This window comes from Paraburkholderia sp. GAS82 (genome assembly GCF_050436285.1).
In the GTDB taxonomy this organism is placed as follows: domain Bacteria; phylum Pseudomonadota; class Gammaproteobacteria; order Burkholderiales; family Burkholderiaceae; genus Paraburkholderia; species Paraburkholderia phenazinium_B.
This window is the reverse complement of the sequence record NZ_JBNDLX010000003.1, coordinates 416,540-437,853: the sequence shown is the minus strand read 5'-3', so window position 1 is coordinate 437,853 and position 21,314 is coordinate 416,540. Positions and strand designations below refer to the sequence as shown.

Genomic DNA, 21,314 nt, shown 5'->3' with positions numbered 1-21,314 from the left:
GTTTATCGGACTGATAAAGCGCGATTGGCTTTCGCTCGCACCTGGGGATATCTCGCCCCGCAACGGGCTGCAAGGCCCGCCAGGACTGCAACGCAAAGACAGATAACGGATCAGGGACCGCGCCGATGACGGCCGGCCTGGTGAAGGACAAAATTTGAAGGTTCAGTAAGGTGCCGTGCGTCGTGCTGTCATGAAAGTGTGGCGTGCATACGTCACTTGGACGGGCAGACAACGCACGGTATGACCGGGCGCAGGTTAGCTGACAGATTGAAAGCAGGAGAAAGTGGCTGGCGATGCCGTCCGCGTGACGGCGCGCAGGACGACCGGTCTCGAGCGAGCGGAGCGCGCAGGAGTCAACGAGGAGCGTTCAGGAAAAGGCTAGTTGCGGTAGGGCGACTGCCCCGGCGGCCGGTTCATATACTCCGGCGGGCGCGGGACGGGACGAGTGGCGCCGCGCTCTTCGTTATAGCGCGCGACGTCGGCGCGGATCGAACCGGCGCGCACCATCGTTTCGTCCTCGGGCGGACGTGGCACCGAGCGAACCTCGGTGCTCACGGTAGTAATCGCGCCGGCGTACTGGAATCCGCCGCGCGGATCCGCGCGGGCGTCGCCCCTGTAGCCGCCGTAGCCACCGGCGCCGTTGCCGGCAACGCGTGGCGATTGCGCGTTGGTGTAGCCGCCATGCGGTGTACCCGCGTTGCGCGCGACCCGGGCGTTGCGCTCAACTGATGCGCCACGCTCAGCGCGAGCGTCGTAAGCACGCGCATTATGCTGAGCGCCGGCATGAGCGAACCCGCCGCCGAAGCCACCGCCATGCGGTACTTGCGGCCCTCTGGCACAGGCGAGCGAACACAGCACAGTCAAGACTGCGCCCAACACCCAATGCCTGGTTCTCCACAACCCTGCGTCCACCATGATTCACCTGCCCGAAGACCCGCCTGAAGCCCGCCGTTCGAGCTGCGGCGAGGCTTGTTCCAGGATTTGCGTACCCGCTGCGGTCGATCCGCAACTTATGCATCCCATTGGCCTTTGAGCAGTAATTTATGGGTCGGTCGGAGGGGTGTCGAGCCAAAAAGTGTTAGGCCTGATACTGCGTTGTAACACCATGTTACTGCGACGTTTTTGCGCGACAAACGTCTTGCGCAAGGGGCAAATCAGGGCCTCCTGATTACCACCTGGAACGCCCCGAAATGCCCTCGCGCAGCCGCTCCGCCAGGCGGGTTTCGACACACCTCGGAAGCGCAATCCTCATCAATCGATTCCGCAAATGAATTTGATTTTTTAATCACGATCCGCTATTAATGGTCCCTTCCCCCTACAGCAAACGCCACGTGCCGCCACGCACGCGTGTCTGTATTTCCGCGTTACCCGCATCACCCGAATTGAGTTGAGATTGCGAAATGGCTCGCCCGAAACTGCTTCCCGATAACTTCACGCTGTGCCTCGTCGGCACGGTGATCTTCGCCAGCCTGCTGCCCGTGCACGGGCAGGCAGCCGTCTGGTTCAACTGGCTGACGAATTTCGCCGTCGGGCTGCTGTTTTTTCTGCACGGCGCCAAGCTCTCACGCGAAGCGATCGTGGCGGGCGCGACCCATTGGCGTCTGCATATCGTCGTCCTGCTAAGCACGTTTGCGCTGTTTCCATTGCTCGGGCTCGCGCTCAAACCGCTCCTTTCGCCCCTTGTTACGCCTGCGCTCTACGCCGGCGTCCTCTTCCTCTGTACGCTGCCATCGACGGTCCAGTCGTCCATCGCGTTCACTTCGATTGCCAAAGGCAATGTGCCGGCTGCCGTGTGCAGCGCCTCGGCTTCGAGCCTGCTCGGTATCTTCATTACGCCGGCGCTCGTCAGCCTGGTCGTCACGAACCAGGCGGCCGGCGGCACGTCCGCATGGCACACGGTCTGGAATATCGTGCTGCAACTGCTGGTGCCGTTCGTGGCGGGGCAGTTGCTGCGCCCGATGCTCGGCAAGTGGATCGAGCGCCATCGCAGCGTGACGAAGTTCGTCGATCAGGGTTCGATCCTGCTGGTGGTGTATGGCGCCTTCAGCGAGGCCGTCACGGAAGGCCTGTGGCGCCATACTTCGCTGGGCGCACTGGGTGGCCTCGTGCTCATCAACGCTGTACTGCTGGCGCTTGCGCTGGCCGTCACGATGTTCACGAGCAAGCGGCTCGGCTTTAATCGCGCGGACCAGATCACCATCATCTTCTGCGGTTCGAAAAAGAGTCTCGCCTCCGGCGTGCCGATGGCAAAGGTCATCTTTGCTTCGCACGCGGTGGGGGCTGCCGTGCTGCCGCTGATGCTGTTTCACCAGATCCAGCTGATGGTATGCGCCGCTCTCGCGCAGCGCTGGGGCGCGCGCGATACGAGCGCTGAAACTCGCGCTGCCGCAGAGGACCACCCCGCGGCGGCCGTTGCGCGACGCTAACGCGCCAAACCTGTCGAACAAAAGATTCATAAAGCGCCCTCCCTGAGCCTGTCTGAACAAAGCCGCCTTCGCGCGGCTTTTCCGCTATTTCACGCCGAAATGCTCGCGCCGTCGCCCTGGCCTGATGGCATAGGCGCAATGCAAATAAAAACGGCCGGGTGAACCGGACTCCATCCCGTCCGCGCCAGGATACGGCGCGGGCGCACCACGTCAGTGCGCCTTGTCATTAAAAATTCACTTAATTTCCCTGCGGCGTTGCCGATAAGCCGAGGGTTCACCGCTTTGGCCGAATGCCATGCCACTTCGCTCGCCCCCTCGTTCTGCCGCGCCCAGCATCGAGGATTTGATCGCCCGACGTGATTTGTCCGCAGTATTTCAACCGATCGTGGATTTCGACGACGGGGCGATCCTGGGCTACGAAGGACTGATTCGCGGACCTGCCGGCTCGCCGCTGGAGACACCATTCGCGTTGTTCGCCTTGGCCAACACCGAGGGCCGCGTGCTCGAACTGGAGCGCGCCGCCGCGCTCATCTGCGTGCGGGCATTCGCGCAGTCGGCCTGCGAGGGCAAGCTGTTTCTGAATTTCAGCGCGGGTGCGCTGCGCCAGCTCGCCGAGGCACGCGAGGATACCCTCGGGCTGCTGCGGCAAGCGGGCGTGGACCCAGAGCGCATCGTGATCGAGCTGACGGAACAAAGCGCGATTCCCGACATCGGCCAGTTCCTGTCGGCACTGACGAGCTTGCGCACAGCCGGCGCGCAATTCGCGCTCGACGACTATGGCACCGCGAATGCCAGCATGAATCTGTGGGTGCGCCTGCGGCCGGACGTCGTGAAGATCGACCGGTTCTTTATTCACGACATCGCGAGTGACCCGCTGAAGTTCGAGGCCGTGCGCGCCATGCAGCAGTTCGCCAGCGCGAGCGGCGCAAAGCTGGTAGCCGAGGGCATCGAAAACGAAGCGGATCTGATCGTGCTGCGCGACATGGGCATCAACTGCGGGCAGGGTTATTTCTTCGGCCGCCCTAATGCAAAGCCGGCTCGCATGGTGACGGACGACGCCCGCAAGGCGATTCGCGCCGGGCACATTGCTGTATTTCCGGAAGCAACACGCGCGGTCAGCGCATCACCTTCGGGCGGCATGGCGTCGGCCAAGATGATGGTGCATGCGCCTGCGTTGCCGCGCGAGGCCACCAACAACGAGGTGCTCGAACTGTTCAACCGCTTGCCTGATCTGCACGCGGTCGCCGTGGTCGAAAACGACGAGCCAGTGGCGTTGATCAACCGGCGCGCCTTCATGGAGCGCTACGCCTTGCCGTACCACCGCGAGCTATTCGGCAAGCGCCCCTGCCTGCTGTTTGCGAACGCATCGCCGGTGATCATCGAAAAATCGATGACGGTCGAACAGATGGCCAAGCTGCTAGCGAGCGACGACCAGCGGTATCTCGCCGATGGCTTCGTCATCACCGACAACGGTAAATACGCGGGCCTCGGCACCGGCGAGAACCTGGTGCGTGCGGTCACCGAAGTGCGCATCGAAGCGGCGCGCTACGCGAATCCGCTGACCTTCCTGCCCGGCAACATTCCGATCAGCTCGCACATCGCGCGGCTGCTCGGCCACGACGCCGGGTTCTACGCCTGCTATGTCGACCTGAACCATTTCAAGCCCTTTAACGACCAGTACGGCTACTGGCAGGGCGACGAAGTGCTGAAGTTCGCGGCCGCCGTGCTGGCCGACGTGTGCGATCCCACCCGTGACTTTCTCGGCCACGTGGGCGGCGACGACTTCCTGATCCTGTTCCAGAGCGACGACTGGCGCGAGCGCGTATTGCGCGCGATCCAGCTGTTCAACGAAGGCGCGCAACGCTTCTACGCGCCCGAGGACCGGCTCGCGGGCGGCATCCACGGCGAAGACCGGCGTGGCAATGCGACCTTCTTCAGCTTTGTGACCATGGCGATCGGCTGCGTGCACATTGAGTCCCATGTCGGTCCGACGCTGTATAGCAGCGAGGAAGTCGCCTCGGTGGCGGCGCTCGCAAAGCGGCGCGCGAAGCAGGACCCGGGCGGATTCGTGCTGATCGGGGCGGATGAGAGCGACGCGCTGTTGCAGGGGCATACCGACGCGCGCCACGCGGCGTTCGACTGAGACGACGGCCGCCACGCCTGCTCGACCGAGGGGCGCCCCGGACATCGGCTTTCGCAAGAGCAGCGGTTCGGTAGCCTCGCGCTGTCGACTGCGGCGCTTCAACCCGCCGGACAATGCTTCGGATTCCTACTATTCACCCCTAAAAACTCACCTTTCCCGGAAATTCAGCCTCATGTTTAGTTGATTTTACTAAACATAATGAAACCGCCTTTATTCCTTATATACGGGTATTTACGCGTACCGATTCGCGTGAGTGCAGGGATATTTCCGCCAGTTTTACTATACAATCCCCCGAAATCAACTTAGCCAGCGGCCAGCACTGCGCTCGCCGCTCACCCAGATGGCCACAACCATCCGCGATGTCGCCCGCGCCGCCAGCGTGTCGATCGGCACCGTCTCCCGCGCGCTGAAGAATCAGCCAGGCCTCTCCGACGCCACCCGCCTGCGGGTCGTCGAGGCCGCGCGTCAGCTCGGTTACGACCCGGCCCAGTTGCGCCCGCGCATCCGCCGGCTGACCTTTCTGTTGCACCGCCAGCACAATAATTTCGCCGCCAGCCCGTTCTTCTCGCACGTGCTGCACGGCGTCGAAGATGCCTGCCGCGAGCGCGGCATCGTGCCGTCCGTGCTGACTGCAGGACCCACGGAAGATGTGATCCAGCAGATGCGCCTGCACGCGCCCGACGCGGTCGCCGTCGCCGGCTTCGTTGAGCCTGAAACGCTCACCACGCTCGTCGCCATGCAGCGACCGCTCGTCCTGATCGACCTGTGGGCGCCGGGGCTGCGGTCAGTCAACCTCGACAACGCGGCCGGCGCGGCGCTGGCGATGCGCCATCTGTTCCAGCACCGCTACAAGCGCATCGCCTTCATCGGCGGCTCGCTCGCCCATTTCAGCATCGCGCAGCGTGCGCTCGGCTACCGGCGCGCGTTCTTCGAAGCGGGTCTGCTGTTCGACCCGTCGCTTGAAGTGACCATCGACGCCGGGCTCGACCCCGACACCGGCGCCGCGCTCGCCATGCAACGCGTACTCGATGCACCCGGCGAGCGTCCCGACGCCGTATTTGCCTACAACGACGCCGCCGCGCTTGCCGCGCTGCGCGTCTGCCTCGCACGTGGCCTGCGCGTTCCGCAGGACATCGCGATCATCGGTTTTGACGACATCCCTGCCGCCGCTCACGCCACCCCGCCACTGTCGACGATCGCCGTCGACAAGGAAGCGCTCGGCCGGCGCGGCGTCGAACTGCTGCTTGAAGAGTCGCCCACGCAACTCGAAGTCCACCTGCCCGTTCATCTCATCGCACGTGCCAGTACCTCGGTGAAAACACCATGACACAATCCGATCAGCTTCAACCCGACCATTCCGATCACGCAGGCGCCGCGACGCCCAAGGCGCCCGCTGTCGCCAGCTTCCGCGAGCGCGAATTTCTGCTCTCGCACATCCAGGACACCTTGCGCTTCTACGCGCCCAACGTGTTCGACCCGAGCGGCGGCTTTTATCACTTCTTCAGCGACGACGGCTCGATCTACAACCGCACGACGCGGCATCTCGTCAGCAGTTGCCGCTACGTGTTCAACTACGCGATGGCGTATCGCGAGTTCGGCGATCCGCAGCACCTCGAATACGCGCGCCACGGTCTGAATTTCCTGCGCGACGTGCACTGGGACGCCGAACTCAAGGGCTACGACTGGGAGTTCGACTGGCGCGACGGCACCAAGCACGTACTCGACGCCACCCGTCATTGCTATGGACTCGCCTTCGTGCTGCTGGCCTATTCGCATGCCGCGATGGCCGGCATCGAAGAAGCGAAGCCGATGATCGGCGCCACCTTCGAGCTGATGGAGCACCGCTTCTGGGATGCCGCCGCCGGCCTCTACGCCGACGAAGCGACGCCCGACTGGCGCGTGAGCTCGTACCGCGGCCAGAACGCCAACATGCACACCACCGAGGCGTTGCTCGCCGCCTATGAGGCAACCGGCCATCTGGTGTATCTGGATCGTGCGGAACGTGTGGCGTCGAACATCACGCTGCGTCAGGCCAAGCTCTCCCAGGGTCTCGTGTGGGAACATTTCCACGCAGACTGGTCGGTTGACTGGCACTACAACGAGGAAGACAGCTCGAACATTTTCCGTCCGTGGGGTTTCCAGCCCGGTCACCAGACAGAGTGGGCGAAGCTTCTGCTGATCCTCGAGCGCCATCGCCCGCTGCCGTGGCTGTTGCCGCGCGCCATCGAACTCTTCGACGCCGCCATGACGCACGCCTGGGACGACGATCACGGCGGCCTCTACTACGGCTTCGGCCCGGACGGCACGGTCTGCGATCACGACAAGTATTTCTGGGTCCAGGCTGAGACCTTCGCGACGGCCGCGCTGCTCGGCAAGCGCACCGGCAACGAACGCTTCTGGGACTGGTACGACGAGATCTGGTGCTATAGCTGGACGCACTTCGTCGACCACAAATACGGCGCGTGGTATCGGATCCTGACCTGCGACAATCGCAAGTACAGCGACGAAAAAAGCCCGGCCGGCAAGACCGACTATCACACGATGGGTGCATGCTACGAAGTGCTGATGCATGCACTGCCGCACGCCCCATCCAACACAACTGAATCCGCACGGTGAGCACCATGAGCGCGAGCACTGAACTTCCCCTCTTCGTTTCGCCCGGCGACATCCTGACCGACCTCGTGCGTACCGGCGACTCGCAATGGCTATCGCGCCCAGGCGGCGCGGGCTGGAACGTCGCCCGCGCGGTCGCCCGGCTCGGCCTGCGGACCGCCTGCGTCGGCTCGCTCGGCACGGACAATTTCTCCGACGAACTCTGGGACGCCAGCGTCGCTGCCGGTCTCGACATGCGCTTCATGCAGCGCGTAGAACGACCGCCGCTGCTGGCGATCGTTCATCAGACGCATCCGCCGGCGTACTTCTTCATGGGTGAGAACGGCGCCGACCTGGCCTTCGATCCCTCGAAGCTGCCGGAAGGCTGGATGGGCCAGGTGAAGTGGGCGCACTTCGGCTGCATCAGTCTCGTGCGCCAGCCGCTCGGCAACACGCTCGCCACGCTTGCCGCGCAGTTGCGCGAACGCGGCGTGAAGATCAGCTTCGACCCGAATTACCGCAATCTGATGGCGCACGGCTATGAGCCGACGCTGCGCAAGATGGCCGCGCTCGCCGACCTCATCAAGGTCTCGGACGAAGACCTGGGCCTGCTGTTCAAAACCAGCGAAGCCGACGCGCTCGCCCAGCTGCGAGCGATGAATCCGAAGGCGACCGTGCTCGTCACGCGTGGCTCGGAGAGGGCCACGCTGATCGACGGCGACACGATCATCGAAGCGCAACCGCCGCGTGTCGAAGTGGCGGATACGGTCGGCGCGGGCGACGCGTCGATTGGCGGCCTGCTGTTCAGCCTGATGACGGCGCCACAACGCGGCTGGCCGGAGCATCTCGCCTTCGCGCTGGCAGCCGGCGCGGCCGCCTGCCGTCATGCCGGAGCGCACTCGCCGTCGCTCGATGAAGTGGTGGCGTTGCTGCAGGGGTGAGCTGCGCGGCGCGCCGACATTTGGCGCGCAAACCAGGGTGTCACACAGATGGCCGGTGAGTCCCGAATCGGCGTGCTAGGATGGAATCTCCCCCTTGCTGGAGAAGCATCATGGAGGACGTCACCTACACCAAAGGACTCTACACGGCCGTTGCCACTGTGCAACCGGCAGACGGTGGAGCGTACCGCGGTTTCGTCACGCTCTCGCGCGACGAGGGCGGCGAGCTGGAGAACACAGTCTACGAAGTCGAGGCCACCTCGACCACCGAGGAAGAAGCCCTCGAAGAAGCCAAAGCGCTGGCTCACCGCATCCTCGGCGAAATCGAATTCTAGGCAGGCACCCCACATGCTGGTGTCTTGGTGCCGGCAGCACGTTCGCGCTGCGTGGCGCTTTCCTGGAAACAACCGGCTGGAGGCGATAATGGCTGAACAGCTCTTCCTCTACGGCGTGTACTCGATCCACGTGCGCCCCCTCGAGTTACAAGGTGCGCGATGGGATGCGGAATTTGAAATCCGTCATCTCGAACGCGCGGTGCAGGCGTGGAAAACGGTCGGCGGCGACGCCGGCTACGCCGGTGAAACCGAAGCGATTGAAGCGGCCCATCAACAGGCCGTCGCGGATATCGAACACGGCGCTGGAATTCCGAAACCGCGCACTTTCCCGTGATGGCGTGAGTTCGCACGAGGCGGACTGAGGCCGCATTGCGACGCGCGGTGAAGTGCCCAAAATCTGCAAGGGCACGCCGTGCGGCGTGCTACGCTTTGCGCGTTTTCATGCCGACAAACACGCAATGGCCACCAATACGTCAGACCGCACGAGCGGCCCAAGCTCAGGCCCGACCCCTGGCCCCGGCTCCATGCCCGGCACCGGCGCAGGCACCCACTCGGCCGCTGCGGACGCCGAGGCCACGTCGCGCAAGCGGCTGCCTCGTGGCAGCCGCGAGATTCCATTCGGTTCGCGCACGATCATTGCGCACGGCATGCCGGTCCGCTTCTGGCAGGACATTTACCACAGCGCGCTAGTGGTCAAATGGCCGGTGTTCTTCGTGTCGCTGGCGTTGATGTTCCTGCTGCTCAACGCCACGTTCGCTTCCCTCTACATGCTCGGCACGAAGCCGATTGCCAATCAGTTTCCCGCCGGCTTCGGCGGCGCGTTCTTCTTCAGCGTCGAAACGCTCGCGACAGTCGGCTACGGCGACATGCATCCGCAGACGGTCTACGCCCACTGGATCGCCACGCTCGAAATTTTCGTCGGCATGTCAGGCATCGCCTTGGCGACCGGCCTGATCTTCGCGCGCTTCTCGCGGCCGCGCGCCAGGATCATGTTTTCGCGCTACGCCGTAGTGCGGCCTATCGACGGTCACATGACACTGATGGCGCGCGCGGCGAACGGCCGGCAGAACCTGATCGCCGAGGCGCACGGCAGAATGCGCCTGATGCGCGTCGAAACCTCTCCCGAGGGCTACACGTTACGCAAGCTCTATGACCTGACGCTCGTACGCGATCAGCATCCCGCGTTTCTGTTTAGCTGGACCTTGATGCATATCATCGACGAGACGAGCCCGTTGTTCGGTGAGACGGCCGAGTCGATGAAGGCGCGCGAAGCGTCCTTGCTGATTTCCATCGAAGGCGCGGACGACCAGACCGCGCAAACCATGCAGGCACGTCATACCTGGGAAGCCGACGCGATTCGCTGGCAGTACAAGTACGTGGACCTGCTGCGTGAAGAAGAAGGGGTTAGCCATATCGATTACGTCCACTTCGACGAAGTCGAACCACTTGAACCCATGGCGCCGCCGGTCCCGGCCGCCGCGATCGACCCACGGGCGGTGCCGGGCGCGTAGGGTAAATAAGGCCCCGTTGGGTTCGATGGCAGATCTATCTCAAAACCGGCCGAATTCGCGAAGTACTTCACTGCTTTGCGTGAGCAAACCTAGAAACTAGCAATAATTTTCTCCAATCGGCGCTAAAAAATAGAGTCTCTTTCGACGCGAAGCCTTTGTGGTCCCCATCCACTTCGCGCGAACGCATAAAAACGGAGACTCACCATGACCGCCCGCTTGCCCATCGAAGGCACGCCCGCCCTCGCCGATTACAAGCTGACCGATAACCTCACCGCCACCCGCGGCCGCATTTTTCTGACCGGCACGCAGGCGCTGGTGCGTCTCGTGTTGATGCAACGCGCGCTCGACAAGGCGCGTGGCATGAATACGGCGGGCTTCATCAGCGGCTATCGCGGCTCGCCGCTCGGTATGGTCGATCAGCAATTGTGGAAGGCGAACAAACTGCTCGCAGCGAGCGATATCCGCTTCCTGCCGGCGATCAACGAAGAACTCGGTGGCACCGCCGTGCTCGGCACGCAGCGGGTCGAATCGGATCCGGAGCGCACCGTCGAAGGTGTGTTTGCGATGTGGTACGGCAAGGGTCCTGGCGTCGACCGCGCCGGCGACGCGCTCAAGCATGGCAACGCCTACGGCTCGTCGCCGCATGGTGGCGTGCTGGTGGTCGCGGGCGACGATCACGGCTGCGTGTCGTCGTCGATGCCGCATCAAAGCGACTTTGCAATGATGGCCTGGCATATGCCGGTGGTGAATCCGTCCAACGTCGCCGACATGCTGGAGTTCGGGCTGTATGGCTGGGCGCTGTCGCGCTTTTCGGGCGCATGGGTGGGCTACAAGGCAATTTCGGAAACCGTCGAATCGGGCTCGACGGTCGATCTCGATGCGCTGCAAACGCAATGGACCGCTCCGCAAGATTTCGTCGAACCCGCCGGCGGCCTGCATAACCGCTGGCCCGATCTGCCGAGTCTCACCATCGAAGCCCGGCTCGCGGCCAAGCTCGATGCAGTGCGCCATTTTGCACGCAGCAACAGCATCGACAAATGGATCGCACCGAGTCCGCACGCGAACGTGGGCATCGTCACCTGCGGCAAGGCGCATCTGGACCTGATGGAAGCGCTGCGCCGGCTCGATCTCACGGTCGCCGATCTCGAAGCGGCAGGCGTGCGGATCTACAAGGTTGGACTGTCGTTCCCGCTGGAGATGACGCGCATCGACACGTTCATCGAAGGTCTCTCCGAAGTGCTCGTGATCGAGGAAAAGGGTCCGGTCATCGAACAGCAGATCAAAGACCATCTGTACAACCGGCAGGACGGCGCACGTCCGGTGGTGATCGGCAAGCATGCGCAGGACGGGTCGTCACTGCTGTCGTCGCTTGGTGAGTTGCGGCCCTCGCGCATCCTGCCGGTGTTCGCGGACTGGCTCGCGCGGCACAAGCCCGCGCTCGATCGCCGCGAGCGCGTGGTCGATCTGGTCGCGCCACAGATTCTCTCGAACGCCGCCGACGCCGTGAAGCGCACGCCGTACTTCTGCTCCGGCTGCCCGCACAACACGTCGACGAAGGTGCCGGAAGGTTCGATCGCGCAAGCGGGTATCGGCTGCCACTTTATGGCCTCGTGGATGGAACGCGACACCACCGGCCTGATCCAGATGGGCGGCGAAGGCGTCGACTGGGCCTCGCATTCGATGTTCACGAAAACGCGTCACGTCTTCCAGAACCTCGGCGATGGCACGTATTTCCACTCGGGCATTCTGGCGATCCGCCAGGCAGTCGCGGCGAAAGCCACCATCACCTACAAGATTCTCTATAACGATGCGGTCGCGATGACGGGCGGTCAACCGGTCGACGGCAGCATCTCGGTGCCGCAGATCGCGCGTCAGGTGGAAGCGGAAGGCGTGTCGCGCTTTGTCGTGGTCAGCGACGAGCCGGAGAAATACGACGGTCATCACGACCTGTTCCCGAAGGGCACCACGTTTCATCATCGCAGCGAACTCGACGCGGTGCAGCGCGTGCTACGCGATATCGACGGCGTCACCGTGCTGATCTACGACCAGACCTGTGCGGCCGAGAAGCGTCGTCGCAGGAAGAAGGGCGAGTTTCCCGATCCGGACAAACGCCTCTTTATCAACGAAGAGGTTTGCGAAGGATGTGGCGATTGCGGCGTGCAATCGAACTGCCTGTCGGTCGAACCGGTTGAAACTGCGCTCGGCCGTAAGCGCCGCATCGACCAGTCGTCGTGCAACAAGGACTTTTCCTGCGTGAACGGCTTCTGTCCGAGCTTTGTGACGATCGAAGGCGGCAAGCTCAAGAAGGCCGCGGGCGTGGCATTCGATGCAGCGGCGCTGGCTGCGCGCGTCGATGCCCTGCCGGTGCCGGCCACCCAGCTCGACGCCGCACCGTACGACATTCTCGTGACGGGCGTCGGCGGCACGGGCGTCGTGACGGTGGGCGCGCTGATCAGCATGGCTGCGCATCTGGAGGGCAAGAGCGCTTCGGTACTCGACTTCATGGGCTTTGCGCAGAAAGGCGGCTCGGTGCTCTCGTTCGTGCGCTTTGCAGCACGAGATGAATGGCTCAATCAGGTGCGTATCGATACACAGCAGGCCGACGTGCTGCTGGCGTGTGACATGGTGGTAGGGGCGAGTTCCGATGCACTGCAGACTGTCCGTCACGGTCGCACACGGATTGTCGTGAATACCCATGCGATTCCGAATGCAACCTTCGTGCAGAACCCGGACGCGAACCTGCACGCCGGCGCGCTGATCGGCAAGATGCGTCACGCGGCGGGTGAAGAGCGTATGTCGGCATGCGATGCGCAGGCTCTCGCCACCCATTTCCTTGGCGATACGATCGGCGCGAACATCCTGATGCTCGGTTTTGCGTGGCAGCTCGGTCTGGTGCCGGTGTCGTTCGCCGCGATGATGCGCGCGATTGAATTGAACAATGTCGCAGTGCAGATGAATCAGCTGGCGTTTTCGATCGGCCGCCTCGCGGCGGCTGATCCGGCGGCACTCGAAGCATTGTGGCAAGCTCGGCACGGTGCGCTACAACCGGTGCGCATCGATACGGTGGATGAGCTGGTCGCGCATCGCGAAGCGCGTCTTGCTGTGTATGGCGGCGAGGCTTATGTGAAGCGCTATCGCGCGCTGGTGGATGCGGCACGGCGTGCCGAGGCGAGTGTCGGTGGAGCTTCGTCAGATGAGCGCGTGACGCGTGCAGTTGCGACGACTTTCTATCGACTGCTGGCTGTAAAGGACGAATACGAAGTGGCGCGCCTGCATACGGATAGCGCGTTCCGGGCGTCGCTGGAAGCGCAATTCGAAGGCGTCGCGGGCAAGGACTTCGGTGTGAAATTCAACCTCGCTCCGCCCACGTTGTCGAGCCCCAGGCATGGCGCGAATCCGGTGAAGAAGACATTCGGTCAATGGCTGTGGCCGGTGCTTGGCACAATGGCGAAATTCCGTGGGCTGCGCGGCACGATGCTCGATCCGTTTGGCCGCACACTGGAACGCCGGATGGAACGCGAACTGGCGGACGATTACGAAACCACCCTGCAACGAGCGTTTGCGAAGCTCGAGGCAGGTAATGTCGAGGAGGTCGTCAAGCTAGCGGATCTGCATGCTCGTGTGCGTGGATACGGGCATGTGAAGCTGGCGAATCTGGCCGGTGTGAAGCGTTCCGAACGTGAACTGGCTGCGAGGCTGCAGATCGAAGCGGCGACGGGCGCTGCGGTCAAGCAGGCGCTGGAAGAGGCAAAGGGTGCTGGAACCTTGCGAGGGATTCCGGTGGTTGTGGCGAAGTGAATCTGAAAAGGTGTGGGGCGCCGCGGGGGTGATTCGTCGCGAACATCAGGACAGGGAACGATCCTACGTCGCCTCCAGTGCAGCCCGCACACGCGCAATCTTCTGCGGATCCAGCGGCGCCAGACCATTCCCACCAATCCGCACGCCCGAGCCGAAATGCACCGCTTTGACGCGGGTGGCCTGAACGAATCCGGCCAAGGCATCCACCGTCAAACCTGCGCCAGCCAGCACAGTGCAGTGCGAACCCGCCGCCTGCTGCACCAGCGTTCGAATCATCTCTTCGGCTTGCAGCACCGACGGCTTGCCGCCCGAGGTCAGCACATTCGTGACCGCGTCGATCCCGAGCAGTACATCGAGCGCCTCATGCAGATCGCGGGTTTCATCGAACGCACGGTGGAACGTGATCGCAAGACCATCCGCCGCGTCGATCGCCCGCGCTAAACCCTCGCGGTCAATCTCGCCGTCAGGAGTCAGCATCCCGATCACCACGCCGTTCGCGCCCGCTGCGGCGACCGCCCGCACGTCGCGCAACATCACCGCAAAATCATCGCCGTCGAACACGAACGAACGGCTGTGCGGCCGCACGATCACATTCACAGGAATATCGACGGCCGCCGTCACCGCCTCGATCAATCCGAGACTGGGCGTCAAGCCGCCTTCGCCCATGCCCGTAATCAACTCGAGCCGGTCGGCTCCCGCCTGCGCGGCAAGCCGCGCATCGGCGACTGTGGTGGCGATGACTTCCAGCAAAACGTGGGATCCGGACATGGCGGCAAATCGGCGTCGCTAAAACCGACATTATCTCAGGGCCGCTATTCCTCCACCCAATCGATATCCCCACACAGCACACATGTCTGCTCACCGACATGCGTCACCACCGACAGCGTCACGCACGGCAATGCCTCGTTAATCGACAGGTACGGCCGGGTCACATGCACCCTGTCCGGCGCATTGATCGCCGCGCGAAAATACGGCCGCCGCAACCAGTTCGCCCCCTGGGCATCGGCAAGCGGCAAAAAGCGCGTCTCATGCGAGGCCCGGTCGGCGCGCAGCACCACGTTGCGTCCCGCCTGACGGCCTTTGTCGTCGAGCAAAAAGCAACGTGCCGCGTGATCGAGCGCGAGGAAGTTCCAGCACACCTCATCGAGCAGCTCGCCGGCCGCGAGCCGCTCCGCCGCGCGTTCGAACGCGCGGATATACGGCGCCAGCCGGCTCGCATTGCGCCGCTCGCGTGCTTCAGTCTGGTCGCGATAGCGCTCGGTGACTTCGCTGATGCAGATCACGGCCTGCGCGCTGTCCGCGGCACCCGGGTTCGGGCGGCCAAAGAAAAAACCCTGCACGAAATCGGCGTTGCAGCCGAGCGCCATCTGCGCCTCGTGCTCAGTCTCCACGCCTTCGATCAGCACGAGCTTGCCCGCTTCATGCAACAGCGCGACGAGGCCCGGCAGAATTGTCGCCATGTCGGCGCGATGTGCGGCATGCGAGAGCATGATGCGATCGAGCTTGACGATGTCGGGGTTCAGTTGCCAGATCCGTTCGACGTTCGAATGCCCCGCGCCGAAATCGTCCAATGCAATCAGGAAGCCGAGTTCACGGAACTTGCGCACCGCATCCGCGAGCCGTTCCAGGTCTTCCGCGCGTTGCTCCAGCACCTCCAGCACAATGCGCCGCGGCGACAGATCAAGCCGCCGCAGATTCGCGAGCAGCGCGGCGGCATGGTACGGATCGGTCAACGCCCCCGGATGGACATTGAGAAACAGCCACTCCTTCTCGGCGCCGAGCACCTTGAAGTTCTCCAGATGCAGCGCCTGCGCCAGCCGGTCCACCTGCAGCACGTCGCCAATCCGCGCCGCCTGGCCGAACACGTCGAGCGGCGACACCGGCCGGTCGAGCGCGTCGTGGGCGCGCAGCAAACCTTCGTAGCCGACCGCGCGCATATGCGACAAACTGAAGATCGGCTGAAACACGCTCGTCAGCTCCAGATCCCCGTGTCGCACCGAATACCGCTCGAGCCCCGAAGTCACACTCACCTCGAAGCCGTGCGGTGCGGCGGCCGTTCTTTCCTGTTGCGCAATCGTCATGCATTCCTCTCACGCGAGAGCCGGGCCGGTCCAACCGCGGAGGCGAACACCCACAGCGCCGGTTCTCAAAATGTGCGTCATCGATACTCCATAAGCAAGGTCCGTGCGCACGCTGGCGCACGTTCAAGCGAAGTTTGCATGCGGCGCTGCACCGACTAAAGCTGCCGGCGTTGCGTCCGGGCGCATGACGCACCGATTCGGTGCATCGCCGTTACCCAAAAAGCGCTATTTGCGGAGCATGAATTGCCCTGGGCAGCGCGCTTCAATCGGTGCGGCGTGCCGCCGGGTCGAGACCTCGGGCTAAACTTCGGCCTTATGTCCTCGGTCAGAACGCCCGCGGCCTGCGCACAAAACCAGCTGTCTTCTCCTTAAACGAGCCAGATGGAAATTGTCTTCACTGTCCTGATCCTCCTGCTTGCGGTGGCCGCCTCCGGTGCCGTTCGCGTGATGCCGGTCAAGTTGCCGCTCCCGCTCGTACAGATCGTCCTCGGCGCCCTGCTCGCGTGGCCCAGGCTAGGGCTGCACGTCACCTTCGATTCGGAAATCTTCATGATGCTCTTCATTCCGCCGCTTTTGTTCGCGGACGGATGGCGCATCCCCAAGCGCGAGTTCTTCATGGCGCGCCGCGCGATCCTGCTGCTCGCGCTTGGACTCGTCTTCATGACGGTGCTGGCGGTCGGCTATTTCGTGCACGCGCTGGTGCCGGCTATCTCGCTGCCCGTCGCCTTCGCGCTCGCTGCCGTGCTCTCGCCGACCGACGCGGTCGCGCTGACCGGCATCGCGGGCAAGAACCGGATTCCGGGGCAACTGATGCACATCCTGGAAGGTGAGGCGCTGATGAACGATGCGTCGGGCCTCGTCGCGCTAAAGTTCGCCATCGCAGCCGCGTTGACCGGTGTGTTCTCGCTGCGCGACGCCTCGATCAGTTTCGTGATCATCGCGCTCGGCGGGCTCACGACCGGTGCCGTGGTGAGCTGGCTGTTCAGCTTCGTGTCCGCGCGTTTTCTGAGCGTGATGGAGAACGGCGACCCGGCACCGGGCGTCGTGATGACACTGCTGATCCCGTTCGCGGCCTATCTGTTTGCCGAGCATTTCGGCTGGTCCGGAATACTCGCAGCGGTCGCCGCCGGAATGATGATGAACTACACCAGCATCGCGCATGCGGGGCCGGTCGCGGAGCGGGTGCGGGCCAACAGCACATGGGCGATGATCGAATTCGTCTTCAATGGCATGGTGTTCATTCTGCTCGGGCTACAGTTTCCGCATATCCTCGGCCGGGCGTTGATCGACGCACACGAGACCAGCAATGAGCAGATGCTGTTGCTGATCGGCTATATCGCCGCAGTGTCGGTTGCGCTGTATGCGCTGCGCTTTGTGTGGGTATGGCTGCTGCGCTGGTATGCGAGCCGCGGCGCCGCGAAGCAGGGCATGGCGAACGCGGTGCCCGGCCTGCGGACCGTCACGATCACGACGGTGGCCGGCGTGCGCGGTGCAGTGACGATGGCCGGTGTGCTGTCACTGCCGGAGACGTTGCCCAACGGGATGGCGCTGCCGGGACGCGATCTGGCGATCTTCATCGCGGCGGGCGTGATCCTCGTGTCGCTGCTCGTGGCGGTGGTGGGGTTACCGCTGCTGCTGCAGGGCTGGCGGCGCGGGCGCGATCCACATGCAGCCGAGGAACGGCACGCGCGCAAACTCGCGGCGCAAGCGGCGATTCGCGCCGTCGACGATCTGCACGAGACCGCGAGCGCCGATCTCGACGAATCGGCTGCGGCCTATGCGACCGATGTGACGGCACGCGTGATGGATATCTATCGTCGCCGTCTCGCAACCCTCGGCGATGCGACTACGCCTCCGAGCGAGCAGGCCCGCCGCGCCGAGGCGCTGGAGTTTCAGATGAAGCTGGCTGCGATTCGCGCGGAACGCGCGGTGCTGCTGTCGCTGCGCAACACGCAGAAGATCAACGACGAAACACTTAACAAGCTGATGCGCGAAGTGGATCTGTCGGAGACAGCGCTGATCACGCGCGGCGTGGCGCGCGCGTGAACGAAGGGCGCGCGCGCATGACTCGCTCAGTCGTCGGCTCGCTGATTGATCCACTCGCCTCCCGGGCGACGCACCTGGCTCTGACGCGGCTAGCGTGCGCTCACACAGCCGGTTGCTGTGCGGGCTTGCGGCGCAGCAAAGCGTAAAGAATGATCGCGCCAAAGGTAGCAGTCCCAATGCCACCAAGCGCAAAACCGCCCAGCTTCAGCGAGAAGTCCCCTGCACCCAGTACGAGCGTGACGGCCGCGACGATCAGATTGCGGTTGTCGGAGAAGTCCACCTTGTTGACCACCCAGATGCGCGCGCCCGTCACCGCAATCAGCCCGAACACCACAATCGACACGCCGCCCAGCACCGGTCCCGGAATCGTCTGGATCACCGCACCGAACTTCGGCGAAAAGCCGAGCACCAGCGCAATCAGCGCGGCGATCACGAACACCAGCGTCGAGTAGATTTTCGTCACGGCCATCACACCGATGTTTTCCGCGTAGGTCGTGACACCCGTGCCGCCGGCGAAACCCGAGACGATGGTGGCGAGACCGTCGCCAATGAATGCGCGGCCTACGTAACGATCGAGATTCTGACCGGTCATCGCGCTTACGGCCTTGATGTGGCCGAGATTCTCTGCGACGAGAATCACCGCGATCGGCGCCAGCAAGGTCATTGCCTGCGCGTTGAAAACCGGTGCCGTGAAATGCGGCATGCCGAACCAGGCGGCGTTGGCGACAATCGAGAAGTCGATCGGCTTGCCCATGCCGAGACCGTTCGTGACGATCGCGTAGATCACGTAGGCCGCCAGCAGGCCGACCAGGATCAGCAAGCGCTGCAGCATGCCGCGTGCAAACACGGCGACCGCCGCGACGCACAGCACGGTGACGAGCGCCATCCACGAATCGAAGTTGCTGCCGCTCACGCCCTTGACGGCGATCGGCGCCAGGTTCAACCCGATCACGCAGACAATCGCGCCCGTGACGAGCGGTGGCATCAGCGTCTCGATCCACTTCGTGCCGACCGCCGAAACGATCAGCCCGATGATCGCGTACACCACGCCGCACGCGACGATCCCGCCGAGCGCCACCGGGATGTTGCTGTTCAGACCGTGTCCACCGTAGCCGGTCACGGCGATCACGAGGCCGATGAAGGCAAAACTCGAGCCGAGATAGCTCGGCACACGGCCACCCACCACGACGAAAAACAGCAGCGTGCCGATCCCCGACATGAAGATGCACAGGTTCGGGTCGAAGCCCATCAGCAGCGGCGCGAGCACGGTCGAACCAAACATGGCGACCACGTGCTGGATGCCCATCGCCAACATCTGCGGCCAGGCGAGCCGTTCATCGGTGTTGACGACGCGGCCCTCAGTGGCGCTCGGCTGTGTGCGCCAGCGGGGGAAGTAGGAATCGGCCATGGCGGGAGGTCTCCTCTATCGGCGTGGTTGGCGTCGGGCGGGTTGAATGCGGATGCGGCTGTGATGCCCCTGGCAGAGCAGCCGCGTTTTTAGCAGGCACTTAGCGGATGCTTTGTTCAACGCGTTATCCGACGCATTTTTCGAATCAGGCGCGAGTGTACGGAGAGCGCATGGCCCTGGCAAGCGGAGTCGTGGAGGCGCTGCGGCGAATTCAACGTCGCAGCGGCTAGAGTTCGAACACGGCCACTGCGGTCTTCAGTTCGCGTGCCTGGTCTGCCATCGAAGCTGCGGCAGCCGCCGCCTGCTCGACCAGCGCGGCATTCTGCTGGGTAACCTCGTCCATCTGCGCGACGGCGCGGTTCACCTGTTCGATGCCAGTGCTCTGTTCGTGCGATGCAGCAGAGATTTCGCCCATGATGTCCGTCACGCGTTGCACGGCTTGCGTAACTTCGGCCATCGTCTGACCGGCCCGTTCGGCGAGTGCCGCGCCGCTGCCAACCCGCGTCGTCGAGGTCTCGATCAGTTCCTTGATCTCTTTTGCCGAGAGCGCGCTGCGCTGAGCAAGCGAACGCACCTCGCCCGCGACCACCGCGAAGCCGCGGCCCTGCTCGCCGGCTCGGGCCGCTTCGACGGCGGCATTGAGCGCCAGGATATTGGTCTGGAAAGCGATGCCTTCGATCACCGCGATGATGTCGGTCATGCGCTTCGAGCCTGCCGCCAGTTCACGCATCGTCTCGACCACGTCGCCTACCAGACCGCTGCCGCGCGCCGCCACCTCCGACGCGCCGTGCGCGACACCGCTCGCCTGCTGCGCGTTGTCGGCGTTCTGCCGTACGGTGGCAGTCAACTGCTCCATGCTGGAGGCGGTCTCTTCAAGCGATGCCGCCTGCTCTTCGGTGCGCTGCGAGAGATCGGTGTTGCCCTGGGCGATTTCGCCCGAGGCCAGCAGAATCGATTCGCTCGATTCGCTGATGCCCGCGACGATTCCAGCGAGCCGCTCGCGCATATTACGCAGTGCGAACAGCAGGCTACGGGTATCGTCTGCGTGCGTCTCGACGCGCACGCTCAGATCGCCGGCAGCGATCCGGTTGGCGATCTGCGCGGCATAACCAGGTTCGCCGCCGAGTTGCCGGCCAAGGCGCCGCGCGATCAGCCACGCGAGCAGCATGCCGACCACCAGCGCTGCGAGCACCAGCGACGACAGCACAATGCGCATGTGCCGGTAGCTGGCGGCGGCCTCGGCCTGCGCATCGCTCGCTTGCTGACGGCGATAGTCGATCACCAGGACGATGCTGTCGCGCAAGGCTTCGCTTGAGGCAATCGCGCGGCGCACCAGTTCGTTGTTGTCGACACCCGCTGGAATCGGCTCCTGGCCGATCTGCTGATGCACGATCTCTTCCCACACCGCCGACTTGCGCAGCACTTCGTCGAGCAGCGTCTGACCTTTGCTGGTCGACAACGTCGCCCGATAGCGGTCGTAGGCATCGTGCATGTTCTTGAGCGATTCGACGATATTGGCGTCCAGACGCTGACGTCCCGCTTCGTTTGCCGCATAACCCAGATTCGCTGCGGCGAGGTCCGCGTCGATCTTGTTGCGGTTCGCTTCTTCCATCCAGTAGAGACCGTCCATATGACGGCTGCCGATCTCCACAGTCAGGTCGTGCATGGACGACAAGGTCATCAAACCAGCGCCTCCCACCACCACGCAGAACCCGATCACGGCGGCAAACGACACCAGCAGGCTTTGCAACACCGTCATACGCTCGAACCACTTCATCCCTGTCTCCTCTGTAGAAAGTGCCGGGCCGCTACAACAACTCCTGTCCTCTTGAAGGACCCGGCGCGAAGCATCGGGTCTGAGGCGCTCATCTACTCCTGACCGGGCTTCGCGCCGCTGCGGCGTCGACGGTGCGCGCTATAACGCGTCAGCTTCTTTTACGGCGGAGCAAGCGGAGACTTGACCTGCTAATCATGGGAATAAGCAGGACAGGATGTTGAAAGGCTCATGCCGCAGAGCCTTATGGGGATTGGGATTT

Annotated in this window: 15 protein-coding genes; 10 read left to right on the top strand and 5 right to left on the bottom strand. The window is 63.5% G+C overall.

Features of this window, described 5'->3' with window-relative positions; genetic code table 11:
* Positions 1 to 378: 378 nt before the first annotated feature.
* Complete coding sequence (locus P3T17_RS12245; RefSeq protein ID WP_429406915.1) at positions 379 to 915, bottom strand: hypothetical protein; 537 nt, start codon at positions 913 to 915, stop codon at positions 379 to 381.
* Between the two features lie 485 nt (positions 916 to 1,400).
* Here P3T17_RS12245 and P3T17_RS12240 point away from each other — a divergent pair, with 485 nt between their 5' ends.
* The 9 genes from P3T17_RS12240 (at position 1,401) to P3T17_RS12200 (ending at position 13,743) form a co-directional block, all read left to right on the top strand.
* A complete protein-coding gene (locus P3T17_RS12240; protein WP_429406913.1) occupies positions 1,401 to 2,426 on the top strand; it encodes a bile acid:sodium symporter family protein in 1,026 nt (341 codons plus the stop codon).
* A gap of 295 nt (positions 2,427 to 2,721) precedes the next feature.
* A complete protein-coding gene (locus P3T17_RS12235; RefSeq protein ID WP_429406911.1) occupies positions 2,722 to 4,569 on the top strand; it encodes an EAL domain-containing protein in 1,848 nt (615 codons plus the stop codon).
* A 340-nt stretch (positions 4,570 to 4,909) separates the two neighbouring features.
* Positions 4,910 to 5,896 (top strand): LacI family DNA-binding transcriptional regulator, encoded by a 987-nt coding sequence (locus P3T17_RS12230; protein WP_429406909.1) that lies wholly within the window; start codon positions 4,910 to 4,912, stop codon positions 5,894 to 5,896.
* Positions 5,893 to 7,185, top strand: a complete 1,293-nt coding sequence (locus tag P3T17_RS12225) for an AGE family epimerase/isomerase (RefSeq protein WP_429406907.1) — start codon at positions 5,893 to 5,895, stop codon at positions 7,183 to 7,185. The genes P3T17_RS12230 and P3T17_RS12225 overlap by 4 nt, the downstream gene beginning before the upstream one ends.
* 5 nt (positions 7,186 to 7,190) lie before the next feature.
* Complete coding sequence (locus P3T17_RS12220) at positions 7,191 to 8,102, top strand: carbohydrate kinase family protein (RefSeq protein WP_429406905.1); 912 nt, start codon at positions 7,191 to 7,193, stop codon at positions 8,100 to 8,102.
* A 110-nt stretch (positions 8,103 to 8,212) separates the two neighbouring features.
* Complete coding sequence (locus P3T17_RS12215) at positions 8,213 to 8,434, top strand: hypothetical protein (protein WP_074263163.1); 222 nt, start codon at positions 8,213 to 8,215, stop codon at positions 8,432 to 8,434.
* An 88-nt stretch (positions 8,435 to 8,522) separates the two neighbouring features.
* A complete protein-coding gene (locus tag P3T17_RS12210) occupies positions 8,523 to 8,768 on the top strand; it encodes a hypothetical protein (RefSeq protein WP_429406903.1) in 246 nt (81 codons plus the stop codon).
* A 124-nt stretch (positions 8,769 to 8,892) separates the two neighbouring features.
* Entirely contained in the window at positions 8,893 to 9,945 is a 1,053-nt protein-coding gene (locus P3T17_RS12205) for an ion channel (RefSeq protein WP_429407207.1), read from the top strand.
* A gap of 204 nt (positions 9,946 to 10,149) precedes the next feature.
* Positions 10,150 to 13,743 (top strand): indolepyruvate ferredoxin oxidoreductase family protein, encoded by a 3,594-nt coding sequence (locus P3T17_RS12200; RefSeq protein WP_429406902.1) that lies wholly within the window; start codon positions 10,150 to 10,152, stop codon positions 13,741 to 13,743.
* 63 nt (positions 13,744 to 13,806) lie between these two features.
* Here P3T17_RS12200 and P3T17_RS12195 read toward each other — a convergent pair whose 3' ends face one another.
* Positions 13,807 to 14,511 (bottom strand): copper homeostasis protein CutC, encoded by a 705-nt coding sequence (locus P3T17_RS12195; protein WP_429406900.1) that lies wholly within the window; start codon positions 14,509 to 14,511, stop codon positions 13,807 to 13,809.
* 44 nt (positions 14,512 to 14,555) lie between these two features.
* Positions 14,556 to 15,824: an EAL domain-containing protein gene (locus P3T17_RS12190; RefSeq protein WP_429406898.1), complete on the bottom strand. Its 1,269-nt coding sequence runs from the start codon at positions 15,822 to 15,824 to the stop codon at positions 14,556 to 14,558.
* Positions 15,825 to 16,205: 381 nt separating this feature from the next.
* Here P3T17_RS12190 and P3T17_RS12185 point away from each other — a divergent pair, with 381 nt between their 5' ends.
* Positions 16,206 to 17,870, top strand: coding sequence for a Na+/H+ antiporter (locus P3T17_RS12185; RefSeq protein WP_429406897.1), 1,665 nt, complete (start codon positions 16,206 to 16,208; stop codon positions 17,868 to 17,870).
* A 100-nt stretch (positions 17,871 to 17,970) separates the two neighbouring features.
* Here P3T17_RS12185 and P3T17_RS12180 read toward each other — a convergent pair whose 3' ends face one another.
* Together P3T17_RS12180 and P3T17_RS12175 are read right to left on the bottom strand one after the other, a co-directional pair.
* Positions 17,971 to 19,278, bottom strand: coding sequence for a solute carrier family 23 protein (locus P3T17_RS12180; RefSeq protein ID WP_429406895.1), 1,308 nt, complete (start codon positions 19,276 to 19,278; stop codon positions 17,971 to 17,973).
* A 226-nt stretch (positions 19,279 to 19,504) separates the two neighbouring features.
* Entirely contained in the window at positions 19,505 to 21,055 is a 1,551-nt protein-coding gene (locus tag P3T17_RS12175; protein WP_429406894.1) for a methyl-accepting chemotaxis protein, read from the bottom strand.
* Between the last annotated feature and the right edge of the window lie 259 nt (positions 21,056 to 21,314).

Bases quoted from the DNA above. Each gene is read 5' to 3' on its own strand.
- P3T17_RS12245 (WP_429406915.1), bottom strand. From the start codon at position 915: ATGGTGGACGCAGGGTTGTGGAGAACCAGGCATTGGGTGTTGGGCGCA.
- P3T17_RS12240 (WP_429406913.1), top strand. From the start codon at position 1,401: ATGGCTCGCCCGAAACTGCTTCCCGATAACTTCACGCTGTGCCTCGTC.
- P3T17_RS12235 (WP_429406911.1), top strand. From the start codon at position 2,722: ATGCCACTTCGCTCGCCCCCTCGTTCTGCCGCGCCCAGCATCGAGGAT.
- P3T17_RS12230 (WP_429406909.1), top strand. From the start codon at position 4,910: ATGGCCACAACCATCCGCGATGTCGCCCGCGCCGCCAGCGTGTCGATC.
- P3T17_RS12225 (WP_429406907.1), top strand. From the start codon at position 5,893: ATGACACAATCCGATCAGCTTCAACCCGACCATTCCGATCACGCAGGC.
- P3T17_RS12220 (WP_429406905.1), top strand. From the start codon at position 7,191: ATGAGCGCGAGCACTGAACTTCCCCTCTTCGTTTCGCCCGGCGACATC.
- P3T17_RS12215 (WP_074263163.1), top strand. From the start codon at position 8,213: ATGGAGGACGTCACCTACACCAAAGGACTCTACACGGCCGTTGCCACT.
- P3T17_RS12210 (WP_429406903.1), top strand. From the start codon at position 8,523: ATGGCTGAACAGCTCTTCCTCTACGGCGTGTACTCGATCCACGTGCGC.
- P3T17_RS12205 (WP_429407207.1), top strand. From the start codon at position 8,893: ATGGCCACCAATACGTCAGACCGCACGAGCGGCCCAAGCTCAGGCCCG.
- P3T17_RS12200 (WP_429406902.1), top strand. From the start codon at position 10,150: ATGACCGCCCGCTTGCCCATCGAAGGCACGCCCGCCCTCGCCGATTAC.
- P3T17_RS12195 (WP_429406900.1), bottom strand. From the start codon at position 14,511: ATGTCCGGATCCCACGTTTTGCTGGAAGTCATCGCCACCACAGTCGCC.
- P3T17_RS12190 (WP_429406898.1), bottom strand. From the start codon at position 15,824: ATGACGATTGCGCAACAGGAAAGAACGGCCGCCGCACCGCACGGCTTC.
- P3T17_RS12185 (WP_429406897.1), top strand. From the start codon at position 16,206: ATGGAAATTGTCTTCACTGTCCTGATCCTCCTGCTTGCGGTGGCCGCC.
- P3T17_RS12180 (WP_429406895.1), bottom strand. From the start codon at position 19,278: ATGGCCGATTCCTACTTCCCCCGCTGGCGCACACAGCCGAGCGCCACT.
- P3T17_RS12175 (WP_429406894.1), bottom strand. From the start codon at position 21,055: ATGAAGTGGTTCGAGCGTATGACGGTGTTGCAAAGCCTGCTGGTGTCG.